We start from the raw sequence: 15,127 nt of genomic DNA, 5'->3' as shown, positions 1-15,127 counted from the left end.
ATATTTCTATCATCGATGTAAAGAATGATAGTTTATTGTCATTTGGCAATCGAGGGGAGAACAAGCCCGCGCGCAGAAATGGCGCGGGCGTCTTGTGTTGCCAGGCGCGGAAATAGACGCTCAGCCAACCCGGAGCGGCAGTTCAGCTGACAGGCGACGGGTGCACAGGGTCAATCGCCCGCCGCGCCTGACCGCGCGGGCTTGATGGGCAAGATCACAGGTTCAATTCAGCCAACTGTCATTGGCTCAGCCTCAGGCAGCAGGGCGCCTGGCCTCAGTCAGGCTGCGAACAGTGCCAGGCACCATCGCTGCGTTGCGATGCATCGATGCGATCGCCGCAAAGGTTAGTGCCAGGCTCTGCAAATTGCCCCGCGCGCCGTTCAACGGTTCGCGCTCCTCCTCGATCGAAGCCAAAAGCTCCCCCATCGTCCCGCCAAAACCATCGTTGAACCAGCTGCCTTCTAGCGAAGGCCGAGCCGATCCGGCGACGGTTGTCAGCTCGACAGACTGGCTGCCGAGGTCGGGGCCGATGCTCGAGAGGCTGCCTAACGTGCCTGATATGTAGGTGCGGTCCTGCGGGCCGAAAGCAGTGGCGCCGTCGAAGACAAGCGATGCTTGTCCGCCTGGGAATTCGACCAGTGCCTGGGCGAGCAGGGGAGGTCTTGCTTCCTGGCCGGCGGCGCGGGCGCGGGTGGCGTGGACCGAGGTGGCGCGATTGCCGATCAGGCTCGCTAGGAAGTCGAACCAATGGACGCCGAAATCGTAGAGGACAAGGTCGTCGATCTTGTCGAAGGGCGTGCCCTTGATCCAGCCGTGGTTCCAGTGGATCGAGACGTGGCAGGAGACGAGCTCGCCGATCAGGCCGGTGCGAACTGCCTCGCGCATCCAGGCGAGATGTGGCGCCCAGCGGCCGTTCTGGTTGATGGCGAGCTTGACGCCTTGGCGATCGGCGAGATCGGCGAGGCGTTCGCCGGTGTCGAGATCGAGCACATAGGGCTTTTGCGACAGGACATGCTTGCCAGCGCGCAGCGCGCGCTCGATCATGTTTTCGCGCTCGGCCGGGTGCGTGGTGATGTCGACCACCTCGATGTCGTCGCGGGAAAGCACGTTGGCCAGGTCGTCGGTGATCGACGCCTCGGGGAAGAATTCGTCGCGACGGTCGGCGGCTTTTGAGAGCGTGCGGTTGCAGATGACGGCTACGTCGAAGCCTGCCTTGCGGTAGGCGTCGAGATGGGCGAACGAAATTCCACCGGCGCCGACCAAGGCGATGCGCGGCGCGTAGGTCTTTGGACGGGGTGGGCGATAGGCGAGATCAGGGGCCTCGACCAGCCTGGTTTCGGCGGACTTCAGCGCATAGGCGTCTTCCCCGGGCGTTCCGCTCATGGCAGCAGCTCGACGGTGCGCTTGAGCTCGGCCGCAAGGGCAGCGCTATCAGTAATCTGCTGGCCGACCCGCGACATCGCAGGTGAGAGCGGGCCGGTGATGAGCGTGTTGTTTGCGAGGCAATCCAGCACATATTCGACCGGCGCGCGGCGGCCGAGGGGCAGAATGTCGACCGGGATCTGGTGTGCCTCGGGATGGGCACGGGTCTGCAAGGTGACGTGTGGCTCGTAGTCGTAGCTCGAGATCGTGCCATCGGTGCCCAGGATGACGAAGCCGCATTTCGGCTGAGGCTGCAGCGTCCACGGGTCGGTGAAGGTGCCCCAGCGCGTTTCGAATTTGGACAGGCCGTTGGCATAGCGGCAGACGGTGATCGAATGCTGGTCGACCTCAATGCCCGGCGTCTGGTCGACGACTGACGTCACTTCGATCGGCTTCTCGCCATTGCGGAACCACGTGGCGAGAGTGACGCCATAACCGAGATAATCGCGCAGGCTGCCGCCGCCCGATGCCTTCTTGTACCACCAGGAGGAAGGCTTGGCCGCTTCGACTTCCTCCGGCGTCACCTCGACCTTGTCGGCGAGGTGATAGAGCGGGCCGCGGTTGCCGTCGTAGTAGTGGACCTCGATGACATCGCCGATGGCGCCGTCGTCGATCAGGCGCTTGGCGGTGTTGTGGCTCGGGTACCAGGCGAGTGGCCAGTTGATCGCCATCTGGCGGCCGGCTGACTTCATGGCCGCGATCATGCGGTCGGCGTCGGCAAGCGAGGAGGCAAAGGGCTTTTCGACCAGGACATGCACGCCGTGGCGCGCCACGCGCTCGACATGGTCGGCGTGCTCTGCTGTCGCCGCGCAGACGACGACCAGGTCGGGCTTCGTCGCCTCGATGCAGGCGTCCAGGTCGGTGAAGACGCGCTCGGCCGGGATGGAAAAATTGGCGATCGCGCCTGCCATGCGCGCGAAGTCCTTGTCGTAGATGCCGACGATCTCGGCTTCGGGGTGCTGGTGCACCTCGCGCAACAGGTCACCCATATGCATGTGGTCGAAATTGATGCCGGCGACGCGCCATCTGGCCATTCTTTTCCCTCCCCAGTATCGGCTCTCCCAAGCCGTTTCCCGATCAGACCTGCGGTGTCCTTGCCATCTCCGCCAGGAAGCGATCCTGCTCTGCCGCGTCCATGCGGACAAGATGGCCGGCTGCCGGATAGGCGCCGCTTGCCACATCGGCGGCATACTCGCGGAAGGCTGAGATGCGCTCCTGCTGGAGGCGCTGATATTGCGAATGGAAGTCGCGATAGACCTTGGAGTGACGCGGATAGTGGCCGTTGTGCTCACCGAGCACGTCGGTGGCGAAGAGATATTGCGCGTCGCAGCCGGCGCCTGCGCCCATCGAGATCATCAGCAGGCTGGTGCGTTTGGAGATCGCCTCGGCAATGGCCGGCGGCACGACCTCGATCTCGGCGGCAAACGCGCCAGCGTCTTCCAGCGCTTTTGTCTGCTGCCAGACCATCATGGCGCTATCGTAGGTCTTGCCCACGGCCTTGAAGCCGCCGGTCCAGGTGCGACGCGACGGGACCAGGCCGACATGGCCGACGACGGGAATGCCTTCGTCGCGCAGGCGCCTGACGATGCCGAGGCTCGCACCGCAATAGACGGCATTGGCTCCCAGCTTCAGCAGGCGGAAGGCAACACGGAGATAGTCGTCCTCGGTGATGTAGGCGCCGGGCTCGAGACCGCCGACGACGAAGGGATTGGGGCAGACGGCACGGAAACCCTCGAGCGCAAGCACCTCAGGCGGCACCGACAGCATGTCGATGCCGGCAGCGTTGGCGGCCGCGGCCTCGTCGAGCGACTCGACCCTGAGCTTGGTGAGCTGGCGCTTGCTCTTGAGCGCAAGCAGGTCGGCGACGGTGGGCTGGGAAGACTGCATCTTTGATCTCGCGGCTGACGTTCGGGCTGGCTTGGAAAGTTGCTCAGGCGAGCATGATCATCACGCGTCCGTCCTCGACCTTGACCGGGTAGGTGGCGAGGTCGACGCAGACCGGAGCGCCTTTGGCCTTGCCCGAGGTGAAGTCGAAGCGGCCATTGTGCTTGGGGCACTCGATGATGGTGCCCATCACCAGGCCGCCTGACAGATGCACCTTTTCATGCGTGCACAGGCCGTCGGTGGCGAAGAAGCGGTCGTCCTCGGTGCGGTAGAGCGCGAAGGTGCGGCCATCGTGATCGAAGCGGATCACGTCGTCCTGGTCGATGTCGTCTGCGTCGCAGGCGTTGATCCATTGTTCCGGCATGTGGGTCTCCGAAGGCCTATTCGGCCGGATTGATGATGGCGCCATGGTTGTAGGGCACGGGCACCTTGCCGTCGGGCAGGCGCCTGATGACGTGGTAGGCGGGTTCGCGCACCTGCCTGAAAATGGTCGGGATGATCTCGCGGTAGGCTGCGATGGTGCTTGGATAAGGTTCGGGGCAATCGGCCTTGATCGCCTGATGCAGCCGGGGCAACGCGTGATAGGGCACCATCGGGAACATGTGGTGCTCCACATGGTAGTTCATGTTCCAGTACAGGAAGCGGAACAGCGGGTTCATGTAGATGGTGCGGGTGTTGAGGCGGTGGTCGAGCACGTCCTCGGCGAGGCCGGCATGCTGGGTCAGGCCGAAATAGATGGTCATGAAGCCGCCGTAGAGGCTGGGCAGGCCGACCAGCATGGCCGGCAGGATGCTGCCTATCCAGAAGCAGGCGACGATGACCGTGGCAAAGATCGCGAGATAGATGCGCGCCACCAGATAGACTTTCCAGCGCTCCATCTCGGGGATGAAGGTCGCTTCATCCGGCTTCAGCCGGCCGGCGGCATGGATGAACAGCGACTTCAGCGTCATAAGGCTGCTCTTCAGGGCAAAGATGTTGAGCAGCAGGCCGGCGACGTCAGGCGGACGGGGCACGGCGATCTCAGGGTCGCGGCCGACGATGATGGTGTCGGTGTGGTGGCGGGTGTGGCTCCAGCGCCAGACGGTCGGCTCGCGCAGGATCATGAAGCTGGCGACGTAATAGAGCACGTCGTTCATCCAGCGTGTCTTGAACGCCGTACCGTGGCCTGCCTCATGCCAGCGGCTGTCGCTCGATGAGCCGTAAAGCACGCCGTAGACCAGGAAGAAGGGGACGGCCCACCAGCTGCCCCAGAAATAGATGCCGCCAGTGGCCGACAGGACAAGGGCCGCCACCCAGATGGCGGTGTCGCGCAGGGCAGGGCCGTCGCTGCGCTTCATCAGCTCCTTCAGCTGCTTGCGCTCGATGGGGCAGGAATACCATTCGGCGGCGGCGATGCCGTTGGCTTCGGCCAGCGCCGCGTCGCGCCCGATCAGGCTGTAGTCTCTCGGTGTCGGCGTCATGGGCAGCTCGGCGGAACTTTGGACTTGATGCATCATTATGATGTTTCATTTTGATGCTATCGACTGGAAATAGTATGCGTCAAGCCTTGGTGGAGGCAATTGCGGCCATGTTTCGTTGGGATTCTCGTGCTGTCGCTCTCAAATCGTCATTCCTCATCAAAAAGCATCATTTTGATATGAAGGTGACGTTGACCCATCGAAATGGCCGCCATAGTTTGCGCCTGTTGCAATGCCGGTGAGGGAACATCAGTTGGCCAGTTCGCGACCGAAAATGGATGAAATCGCGCGGCTGGCCGGCGTCTCGAAGGCGACGGTCGATCGGGTGCTCAACAACCGCGCCGGGGTGCAGGATCATACGCGCAAGCACGTGCTGGCGATCGCCGCCAACCTGGCCGGCGAACCGGCGCCTTCGTCGTCGGGCACAGTCTGTCTCGATTTCGTGCTGCCTGGCGGCAGCAATGCCTTCATGGCGGATCTGGTCAACCAGATCGAGCGGCGGGCGGAACTGCGCGGCGATGTCGATGTCGTCATTCATCGTGTTGCCGGCGTCGATCCCGAGCAGACGGCTGCCGCGCTCGGCGGCCTCAGGGCCAATTGCCAGGGTGTCGGGCTGATCGGGCTGGACAGTCCTTCGGTGCGCGAGGCGGTGCGGCGGCTGATTGCATCAGAAGTTCCTGTTCTGACGCTGGTGTCCGACATCAGCCATGTCGGGCGGATGAATTATGTCGGCATCGACAATCGCGCGGCGGGTCGCCTTGCCGGCTATCTCATCGGGCGGTTCCTGCCGGGCGCTTCCGGCAAGGTGGCGCTGCTCGCCGGTGCGCTTGCCTATCGCGGCCATGAGGAACGCGAAATGGGCTTCCGTCACGTGCTGTCGGAGAGTTTTCCGAAGCTTGATGTCGTCGCCGTGCGCGAGGTGCACGAGGATCCCGACAAGGCGCATGACGAGGTGCGGGCGCTGCTCGACGAGCACGATGATTTGCTCGCGATCTATTGCATTGGAGCAGGTCAGGACGGTGTGGCGCGGGCGCTTACGGAAACGGGGCGGGAAAAATCTGTGATCTTCATCGGTCACGACCTGACCGACCAGACCCGGCAATATCTGCTGAGCGGGGTGATGGATGCGGCGATCGACCAGAACGCCCAGGTGGAGGCGCGCGAGGCGATCGACCGGCTGGTGCGGGCCGTGCACAACGAGCCGAACATCCCGACAACGACCATCCGCATCCAGTCGGTGTTCCGGGAGAATATCCCCAGCGAGGTCTGAGCGCTGGGCTCTGATTTCGGTGTGGTTTCAGGGTCATAGGGCATTCCACATGGATCTGATCTCGGCCGACGGCATCTCGTTGCATTTCAATCGCGAAGGCGGGGTGATCGACGATCTGGCGATCGTTTCAGGCGGGCGGACGGTCCGGCCGCTGCATCGCGCGCCATGGCTGGACAGCGCCGAGACGCTGCCCGACAGCGTGGCGCCGGTGGAGCGGCGGCTGGCCGGCGATTTCTTCTGCGCGCCCTTTGCCCGCAGCGAGCCAGGCGTGCCGATTCATGGCTGGTCGGCCAATGGCGATTGGGAAGGCGGCGAACAGGCGGTCGTGGCCGGCGCCGTCGTGGCGAGCTACCGGCTGAAGCAGCAAGTGTCTGGTGCGCGGCTCGAGAAGACGATTGCCCTGCGGCCCGGCGAGCCGGTGGTCTACCAGACCCATGTGTTCGAGGGCGGGGCGGGCAGGTTGCCGGTGGCGCATCATGCCATGGTGCGCGTGCCGGGCGGAGCGCGGCTGAGCTTTTCGCAGAAGTCCGGCGGCAGGACCATGGCCGCACCGCCCGAGACCGACCCGGCGCGGGGCCGCTCGATCCTGCTCTATCCGCAATTCTTCACCGATCTCTCCGCCGTCCGTCAGCAGGACGGCGCAGTGGCGGATCTCGGTCGCTATCCGTTCCACCGGGGCCACGAGGACATCGTGGTGCTGTCCGAGCAGCCGGGGCGTCGCGTCGGCTGGTCGGCTGCGCTGGCTGCTTCCGATGGCTTTCTGTTTTTTGCGCTGAAGGATGCGCTGATGCTGCCGCAGACCGTGCTGTGGATGAGCAATGGCGGGCGCAGCTATGCGCCCTGGAATAGCCGTCATGTCGCCGTGCTGGGCGTTGAGGAAGCCGCGACCGATATTCATCTCCAGCCAGGTGAGGATCGGCCTGACGGGGTGCCGACCGAAGTCGAACTTGGCGCGGGGTGCACGGTCATCCGCTATGCCTTCGGCGCCGTCGTGCCGCCCCAGGGGTGGAGCGAGATTGCCGACATCACCGTTTCCGGCGACACGCTGACGCTGGTGGATCGTGGCGGCGGGCGGCTGATGCTGCCGTTCGACGGCGGTTTCTTCGCCGTCTGATCGGCCGCTCGCGCAGCAACTGTCCAGACCAGGCGACGAGTGCTGTGCCTCAAAATGAGGCGTGGCAGCGCATCTGTGCGTGCCCATCAGCGGGCTGAAATCCCGGCTTTCCATCTCGAGCCATCAAAACGCCTGCCGCGCGGGATTCGCGCTTGACTCACATCTGACCTTACGCCACTTTTCTAACATCAAAATGATCGTAAAAAAGCATCATTTTGATCATTCGTCGTACCGGAGGAATTGTGCGGCGGTGGAGGGCCAATCCATCAACGACAGTGCAGGCGTCCTGATCTCGGGCCGCTCGGCGATGTCGTTGGATTGAGGAGTGGAGCGGGGGCATCCCGCCCCGGATGAGGAGGAGAATAACCGTGCTGAAAAGGACAATTGCCGTCGTCTCGGCGGCGCTGGTGGCGACCAGCCTCGGGCTGGCAACGACCGCTTATGCGCAGGCCAAGAAGACATATTACTGGGTGTCGCATGGCTCGCCCGCCGACCCTGTCTGGACCTATTTCCTGGCGGGAGCCAAGCAGTGGGCCGACGACACCGGCAACACCGTCAATACGTCGTTCCACAACGGCGACGTGCCGGCGCATCAGGAGGCCATTCGCGCCGCGATCGCGGCCAAGGCGGCCGGCATCGTGACCTCGAGCCCGGATCCGGGCAGCCTGGTCAAGGTGGCGGAGGAAGCCCGCGCCGCGGGCATTCCGATCATCAACATGAACACGCCCGATCCGACCGCCAACTTCAACGCCTATGTCGGCGGCAACAACGTCGCCTTCGGCAGAGGCTGGGCGCAGTACCTGGTCGACAAGAAGCTGGTGAAGGAAGGCGACTTCGTCTGGATGCCGGTCGAGGTTCCGGGCGCCACCTATGGCGTGCAGGAGGAAGAAGGCATCGCCAGCGTCTTCAAGCCGCTGAACATTACTTGGGAAGTTACTGACGCCACGCTCGACCAGGCGGAGATCATCACCCGCATGGCCGACTACCTGACCGCCAACAAGGGCAAGGTAAAGGCGATCATCGGTCTCGGCGACCTCGTCACCGGCTCGATCAAGCGGGTCTTCGACCAGGCTGGCGTCAAACCGGGCGAAATCCCCGTCGTCGGCTGGGGCAATTCGCGCGACACCACCCAGGAGGTGCTCGAAGGTTACGTGAATGCCGCCCAGTGGCAGGACCCGCAGGCAACCAGCTACATGGCGCTGTCCATGGCTGCGATGGCTGCCAGCAAGATCCCGCCCGGCTTCGACATCATCGTCGGCTCGCTCTACGAAAAGGACCGGGCGCAGCTCTACGACGACATCCTGTCGGGCAAATAAGGCCAGCCAAGCCTCCGGCCCGGATGTCCGGGCCGGAGGATCTCCGACGATGCCATTCGGTCTTGCTGCAGCCGTTCCAGTGCCGCTCCAGCCCTAGGGCATGTGTCCTGCGCGGTGCGCACCCCACGCCGCCCGCGGCCAGCCATTCCACCTGACGACCAACGTCTTTCACGGATCAGTCATGGACAATCGATCACTAGTGCAGCGCTTCGTCGCGAAGCCTGAATTCGGGCCATTGGTCCTGCTCATCCTGGAAATTGCGATCTTCTGGTCGATCAATCCGGACTTCCTGTCACCGCTGAACATCTCCAACACGCTCGCCTTCACGGTCGAACTTGGCCTGATCGCGCTGGCCATGACGCTCTTGATGACCTCGGGAGAGTTCGACCTGTCGGTCGGCTCGGTGTTCGGCCTGTCGGCCGTGGTGATGTGGACGGTGTTCAACACCGGCCTTGCGCCGCTGCCGCTGGCCTTCCTGATCGCCATCGGCCTTGCCATGCTGATCGGCTTCGTCAATGGCTGGTTCGTCACCCGCCTTGCCATCCCATCCTTCCTGGTGACGCTGGGCATGCTGTTGATCGCGCGCGGCTCGGCGCTCTACATCACCGACGGTTTCCCCCAGCGCACCTGGAACGCCGAGGGACAGTGGCTGGCGCAATTGCTGGTCGGCGAGTTCTATGTCGGCGGCTTCCGCGTCTACATGTCGTTGCTGTGGTTTGCGCTGTTTGCCTTCCTTGCCCACTACCTGCTCACCCAGACAAAGGCCGGCAACTGGATCCAGGCGTCCGGCGGCAACCCCAACGCGGCCAGGGCGCGCGGCGTCAACGTCAACCGCACCAAGGTCGCGCTGTTCATGCTGTCGTCGGCGATGGCGGCCTTTGCCGGCATCATCAGCTCGATCCGCACTTCGGCGGCCAACCCCAACAGCGGCACCGGCTACGAGCTCGAGGTCATCGCCATGGTGGTGATCGGCGGCACGGTGCTGACCGGCGGCCGTGGCACCATCATCGGCACCGTGCTTGGCATCTTCATCCTGCGCATCATGCGCAACGGCATCGTCATGATCGGCGTGCCCGGACTTGCCTACAACATCTTCATCGGCGCGATCATCCTTGGCATGATGGCGCTGCATTCCTGGCTCGAACGCCGTCACAATGCGGGAACCTGAGCGATGACCGAAGAACTCGTCCGCATGCAGAACATCAACAAGTTCTACGGCCGCATCCACGCGCTCCGTGACGTCTCGCTGACCGTCAACACCCACGAGGTGGTGGGCCTTCTCGGCGACAACGGCGCCGGCAAATCGACCTTGATCAAGGTGCTGTCGGGGGCGGTGCCGATGACCAGCGGCCAGATCTTCGTCAAGGGCAAGGAGGTGCAGATGAAAAGCACCACCGACGCCATCGAGAACGGCATCGAGACGATCTACCAGGACTCGGCCTTGGTGCCGCAACTGTCGATCGCCCGCAACCTGTTCCTCGGCCGCGAGCCGATCAAGGGATCGGCCCTGTTCAACCGCCTCGACCACGAGACGATGAACGAGGTGGCCCGCACCCTGCTCAAGCGCGTCGGCATCAGCAAGAACATCCCGCCGAACACGCCGATCGGGGCGCTGTCGGGCGGCGAGCGCCAGGCGGTGGCGATTGCGCGCGCCATGCATTTCGACAGCAACCTCATCATCCTGGACGAGCCGACCAACAATCTCGGTGTCGCCGAGACGCAAGGGGTGCTGCGTTTCGTGCGCGAGGTGCGCGACACCGGCCATTCCTGCATCTTCATCGCCCACAACATCCACCATGTCTTCCAGGTGGTGGACCGCATCGTGGTGATGCGCGGCGGCCAGGTGGTGGCTGACAACATCGATCCGAAACAGTCGACCATCGAGGAGGTCGAGCGGGTGATCACGGGCGAGCACCTGATCGAGGCGCTGGGCCTCGAACACTGAGTGCATCGGGCGGGAGAGCAAAGCATGCCAGACAACAAGAAGCCGCTTGTCCTCTCAGCACCCTGGCCACGGACGCTGGAACTGATCTTCACGCCTCCGGCGCTGGCGAAGCTCAGGGCCGAAAACGAGGTGCTGGAGGTCGAGCCCGAGGAGATCTCAAGGCTCGCGCCCGAGGTACTCGGCCGCGCGCGCTATCTGATCGGCCAGCCGGCGCTTTCGCTCGAGACCTTACAGGCAATGGCGTCGCTGCGCTGCATCTTCAATGTCGAGAGCAATCTCCTCGACAACATGCCTTACGATCACCTGTTTGCGCGCGGCGTGCATGTGGTGACGACCGGTCAGGTCTTCGCCGAGCCGGTGGCCGAGATTGGCCTCGGGCTTGCGCTCGACCTTGCCCGCGGCATCACCGATGCGGACCTCGCCTTCCGCGAGGGCCGCGAACTCTGGGGTGCCGACGGCAACGTTTCGGCTAGGCTCTTGTCCGGGGCCGATATCGGCTTCATCGGCTTCGGCGATCTCGGCAAGGCGCTGAACCGGTTGCTTCTGGGTTTCCGCACCCGCGTCAAGGCGTACGATCCTTGGCTGCCACCTTCCGTGCTCAGGGAAAATGGCGTCGAACCGGCATCGCTCCACGAGGTCCTGTCGGGCAGCGACGTCGTCTTTGTGGTGGCGTCGGTCACCAGCGAGAACCAGGGTTTTCTCGACGCGCATTCCTTCGCCCGCATGCGCAAGGGAGCAGCCCTCATCCTGCTCAGCCGAGCCGGCGTGGTCGATTTTCCCGATCTGATCGAAGCCGTGCGCAGCGGTCACATCGTGGCTGCCAGCGACGTCTTTCCCGAGGAGCCGCTGGCGCTCGATCATCCGGTGCGCAGGCTCAAGGGCTTCCTGCGCTCCGCCCACCGGGCAGGCGCGCTCGACGTCGCCTTCAAGCGCATGGGCGACATGGTGCTGGAGGACATGGCGCTGATGGATCGTGGACTGCCGCCGATGCGTTGCAAGCGGGCTGAACGTGAAACCGTCTCGCGCATGCGCTCGAAGCCGGTCGAGCGGAACTGACCAGCGCGCTTGGGATCGCGCGCGATGCGGCTGCGCCACCCATTGGCCAGCCGCTTGGCCTCATATTCAAGCTCTCCTGGTTGTGACGAAAGTACCGGTCAGCGACCATCGTTGATCCGCCCATTTTCGCGTTGTAACGCCTGCCGTTGCCGGGAAGCGCGTCGTACAAAATCGTCACATCGCTGTGGCGATGGATCGTTAAGCACAGGTCATGTCTGGTTAATTTGTGCTGGACAGCCCGGCTTTCGATGCGCAACATCGGGCCTGATCTTGGAAAGTTACGTGCTGGAATTCTAATCTTTCGACTTCTGTCGAACTGAGAGGAGGCTGCAATGATCAACTTCCTGCGTCATGTTCACTACCGTTCGCTCAAGGAGCGGCCAAGTTGAACCCCGCCGCCCGATCGGGCGGCCCCCCTGCCATTCTCTGAGGTTTTCAAGCGGCCTTCGCGGCCGAACCCTTTCGCCTGAGCGTCCTTCCGGCATCTGCAAAGGAGTAGTCTTATGAGCAACCGGTCCCCCTTTGAGCGGCTTTACGACGAGTTCAACGAAGAGATTTCCGAGGATCATTTCCCGCGCAATGGCATCTCGGCCTTCGCCGCCAAGGCGATCGTCAACAGCGAGGCCTGGTCCGACGCCAACCCGGTGATGAACCTGTCGTCTTTCGTCACCACCTTCACCGAGCCCGAGGCGCTTGAGATCGGCCGCGAGCATTTCCTCAAGAACTACATCGACCACGACATGTATCCGCAGCTGTTTGCCATGGAGCAGCGCATGGTGCGCTGGCTGCATGAGCTGTGGAACGGCCCCAAGGGTGTCGAACCCTATGGTACCGCGACAGTCGGATCGTCGGAAGCCTGCATGCTGGCCGGGCTTGCGCACAAGTGGAACTGGCGGCAGGCGCGCGAGGCTGCCGGCAAGGACGCCACCAGGCCGAACATGGTCACCGGCGGCAACGTCCAGATCGTGTGGAAGAAGTTCCTGCGCTATTTCGACGTCGAGCCGCGCATCGCGCCGCTGAAGCCCGGCAACTACCGCCTGACCACTGAGCATCTCGACAAGCTGGTCGATGAAAACACCATCGCTGTCGTCGCCATCGCCGGCCAGACCTTCACCGGCGAGGACGACGATTTCCAGGAAATCCACGACTGGCTCGACGCCTATGAAAAACGCACCGGCATCAACATTCCGATGCATATCGACGGCGCTTCGGGCGGATTCGTCAATCCGTTCCTCTACCCCGATTACAAGTGGGATTTCCGCCTGCCGCGGGTGCAGTCGATCAACGCATCCGGCCACAAATACGGTCTCGTGCCACCGGGGCTCGGCTGGGTGATCTTCCGCGAACGCTCCGTCTTCAACGAGGACCTGATCTTCTACGTCAATTATCTCGGCGGCGAGATGCCGACGGCGACACTCAATTTCAGCCGCAACGCGGCCCAGATCGCCTATCAGTATTACGCCTTCGTCCGGCTTGGTTTCGACGGCTATCGCGAGATCATGCAGCATACGGTCGAAAACGCCCAGCATCTGCGCGATGCGCTGGTGGCGAGCGGCTATTTCGACATCATGAACGACACTCAGCGCATTCCTGTCGTGGCGCTGACGCTAAAGGACAAGTTCAAGAACTTCAACGAGTTCGACGTCTCGTCCAAGGTGCGCGAGCGTGGTTGGGTGCTGTCGGCCTATTCGATGCCACCCAATGCCGAGACGGTGAACAGCCTGCGCATCGTGGTGCGGCCGCATCTCAACCGCAACGTCATCAATGGGCTCGCCAAGGACATCATCAATGCCTGCAACTGGCTGAAGGAGCATGGCGGCACCTCGACGCCGCCCAAGCTGCATGAGCATCACACCGCGACGGTGAGCAAGTGCTAGGCGGTGCCGTCACCTGAGCTGAATGAAGCCGGCACGAGCCTGCGCGGCCCAAGCGCAGGCTCGACTGCGAGGGATGTGTTATGGTCTCTTTCCTGCAATATCTGGCGGCCAACCCGTTTGTGCTGCTGTTCCTGGTGGTCGGGTTGGCAGTGTGGGCCGGCGGCTTCACCATCAAGGGCTATGGGCTCGGCTCGGTGGCCGGCGCCATCGTGGTGGGAGCCGGCATCTCTGCGCTGGCGGCTTCCTTTGGCGTCACCTTCAAGCTCGACGATTTTGCCAAGTCGCTGTTCTACTATCTGTTCATGTACGGCGTCGGTTTGCGTGTCGGGCCGTCCTTCCTCAACTCGCTCAATGCCGATGCGTTCAAATATGTGACGCTGGCGGTGATCTCATGCGGCCTGGCACTGGCGATCGTTGTGTTCGGGGTGCGTTACCTCGACCTGCCGACGGGCACCGCCGGCGGCATCCTGGCCGGCTCCAACACCATGTCGGCAGCCATCGGCTCGGCCGAGCAGGCGGTGACCTCGGGCATGGTGGTGCCGCCTGCCGGCGGCAGCGCCCAGCAGGTGAGCGCGATGATCGCGCTGTCCTACGGCATCACCTATATCTGGGGCACTGTCGGTATCGTGCTTCTGTGCAAGTACCTGCCGCGCTGGTGGGGTCTGGACGCCAAGGTCGAGGCCCGGAAATACGAGGCCGAGCACGGCGTCAGCAATGCCGACGACCCCGGCCTGACCGCATTCCAGCCTTATGGCACGCGAGCCTATCTCCTGGAGAATTCGGGTACGGCCGGCGAGACCATCCGGCAGTTCCGCGCCAGGTATCCTGAGTATGCGATCCTCAATGTGCGGCGGCAGGACGAATTGCTGGGCGCCGATCCCGAACTCGTTCTCAAGCTCGGCGACATCGTCGCTCTCGGCGGCGCAGCCGAAAACCTGACCAGCAACATGGGGGTGATCGGCCCGGAGGTTCCTGGCAATCGTGTTCTCAACATTCCCATCGATCAGGCCGAAATCCTGGTGACCCAGAAGGACATGATCGGCAGGAAGCTGGGCGAGTTGCAGACCAACGATCTGGCCGGCCAGATCCAGCTGACAAGGCTGGAGCGGGCAGGCCATCCGCAGCCGATCGGCCGCGACGTCAAGCTGCAGCGCCGCGACGTGCTCTATGTGACCGGGCTCAGGCCGGCGGTGGACGAAGCGGGAAAGATCCTCGGCGTCATTGCCCGGCACAACACCTCGACCGATCTGGTCACGCTCTCGGTCGGCATGATCCTGGGCTTTCTGATCGGGGCGATACAGTTTCCCGCCTTCGGCGCCTCGGTCGGCCTTGGCAATGCCGGCGGCCTGCTGCTGTCGGGCATCATCGTCTCGTCGATCTCGTCGCGGCTCCGCTATTTTGGCAACACGCCGAATGCCGCCCGCAACATCCTCGAGGACATGGGGCTGATCGTCTTCGTTGCCATCGTCGGGGTGAATGCCGGGGCCGGGCTGATGTCGGAAATCACTGGTGATCTCGCCCTCAAGATCCTGATCCTGGGTTTCCTTGCCTGCACCATCCCGCCGATCGTCGTGTGGATCGTCGGCTATCACGTCTTCAAGATGAATGCGGCGCTGCTGATGGGGGCGACGGCCGGCGCGCGCAGCCATTCGGGACCGGCGCGCGAAGCGGCCAAGGAGGCCGACAGCAACGTGCCATGGCTTGGCTTTCCGGTGGCCTATGCGGTGTCGGGCGTGCTGCTGACCGTCGGTGGCTATTTCGCCATGGTCCTTGCCCGATAGGGGCG

The 15,127-nt window shown here is 63.3% G+C and carries 13 protein-coding genes; 8 read left to right on the top strand and 5 right to left on the bottom strand.

Annotation, left to right across the window (positions count from 1 at the left end; translation table 11 throughout):
- Window positions 1-252 precede the first annotated feature (252 nt).
- The 5 genes from NDO48_RS23320 to NDO48_RS23300 are packed head-to-tail and all read right to left on the bottom strand — an operon-like array spanning window position 253 to window position 4,766.
- Entirely contained in the window at window positions 253-1,383 is a 1,131-nt protein-coding gene (locus NDO48_RS23320; RefSeq protein WP_018429500.1) for a Gfo/Idh/MocA family protein, read from the bottom strand.
- Window positions 1,380-2,456 (bottom strand): Gfo/Idh/MocA family protein, encoded by a 1,077-nt coding sequence (locus NDO48_RS23315; RefSeq protein ID WP_018429499.1) that lies wholly within the window; start codon window positions 2,454-2,456, stop codon window positions 1,380-1,382. Before NDO48_RS23315 ends, NDO48_RS23320 begins: the two co-directional genes overlap by 4 nt.
- A gap of 43 nt (window positions 2,457-2,499) precedes the next feature.
- Window positions 2,500-3,309 carry a 3-methyl-2-oxobutanoate hydroxymethyltransferase gene (locus NDO48_RS23310; RefSeq protein ID WP_018429498.1) on the bottom strand — a complete coding sequence of 270 codons (810 nt, stop codon included), beginning with the start codon at window positions 3,307-3,309 and terminating at the stop codon, window positions 2,500-2,502.
- Between the two features lie 43 nt (window positions 3,310-3,352).
- On the bottom strand, window positions 3,353-3,670 hold the full coding sequence (locus NDO48_RS23305; RefSeq protein ID WP_018429497.1) for a MocE family 2Fe-2S type ferredoxin: 318 nt from the start codon (window positions 3,668-3,670) through the stop codon (window positions 3,353-3,355).
- Between the two features lie 16 nt (window positions 3,671-3,686).
- Window positions 3,687-4,766 carry a fatty acid desaturase family protein gene (locus NDO48_RS23300; protein WP_198292866.1) on the bottom strand — a complete coding sequence of 360 codons (1,080 nt, stop codon included), beginning with the start codon at window positions 4,764-4,766 and terminating at the stop codon, window positions 3,687-3,689.
- 271 nt (window positions 4,767-5,037) lie between these two features.
- On the opposite strand from NDO48_RS23300, the gene NDO48_RS23295 reads away from it, so the two are divergent.
- The 8 genes from NDO48_RS23295 (at window position 5,038) to NDO48_RS23260 (ending at window position 15,122) form a co-directional block, all read left to right on the top strand.
- The gene (locus NDO48_RS23295; protein ID WP_018429495.1) at window positions 5,038-6,033 is read left to right on the top strand and encodes a LacI family DNA-binding transcriptional regulator; all 996 of its coding nucleotides are present in this window, start codon (window positions 5,038-5,040) and stop codon (window positions 6,031-6,033) included.
- Window positions 6,034-6,082: 49 nt separating this feature from the next.
- A complete protein-coding gene (locus NDO48_RS23290) occupies window positions 6,083-7,147 on the top strand; it encodes a hypothetical protein (RefSeq protein WP_018429494.1) in 1,065 nt (354 codons plus the stop codon).
- Between the two features lie 368 nt (window positions 7,148-7,515).
- Window positions 7,516-8,463, top strand: a complete 948-nt coding sequence (locus NDO48_RS23285) for a substrate-binding domain-containing protein (RefSeq protein WP_018429493.1) — start codon at window positions 7,516-7,518, stop codon at window positions 8,461-8,463.
- A gap of 181 nt (window positions 8,464-8,644) precedes the next feature.
- The gene (locus tag NDO48_RS23280) at window positions 8,645-9,631 is read left to right on the top strand and encodes an ABC transporter permease (RefSeq protein WP_026227517.1); all 987 of its coding nucleotides are present in this window, start codon (window positions 8,645-8,647) and stop codon (window positions 9,629-9,631) included.
- Window positions 9,632-9,634: 3 nt separating this feature from the next.
- Complete coding sequence (locus NDO48_RS23275) at window positions 9,635-10,408, top strand: ATP-binding cassette domain-containing protein (RefSeq protein ID WP_018429491.1); 774 nt, start codon at window positions 9,635-9,637, stop codon at window positions 10,406-10,408.
- A 24-nt stretch (window positions 10,409-10,432) separates the two neighbouring features.
- Window positions 10,433-11,464 carry a hydroxyacid dehydrogenase gene (locus tag NDO48_RS23270; RefSeq protein ID WP_267322441.1) on the top strand — a complete coding sequence of 344 codons (1,032 nt, stop codon included), beginning with the start codon at window positions 10,433-10,435 and terminating at the stop codon, window positions 11,462-11,464.
- 503 nt (window positions 11,465-11,967) lie between these two features.
- Window positions 11,968-13,341 (top strand): glutamate decarboxylase, encoded by a 1,374-nt coding sequence (locus tag NDO48_RS23265; RefSeq protein WP_267322440.1) that lies wholly within the window; start codon window positions 11,968-11,970, stop codon window positions 13,339-13,341.
- An 80-nt stretch (window positions 13,342-13,421) separates the two neighbouring features.
- Window positions 13,422-15,122: an aspartate:alanine exchanger family transporter gene (locus NDO48_RS23260; protein ID WP_267322439.1), complete on the top strand. Its 1,701-nt coding sequence runs from the start codon at window positions 13,422-13,424 to the stop codon at window positions 15,120-15,122.
- Window positions 15,123-15,127: the final 5 nt, after the last annotated feature.

Source organism: Aminobacter sp. MET-1 (assembly GCF_026521175.1).
Classification (GTDB): Bacteria; Pseudomonadota; Alphaproteobacteria; order Rhizobiales; family Rhizobiaceae; genus Aminobacter.
This window is presented reverse-complemented; position numbering and strand designations above follow the sequence as displayed.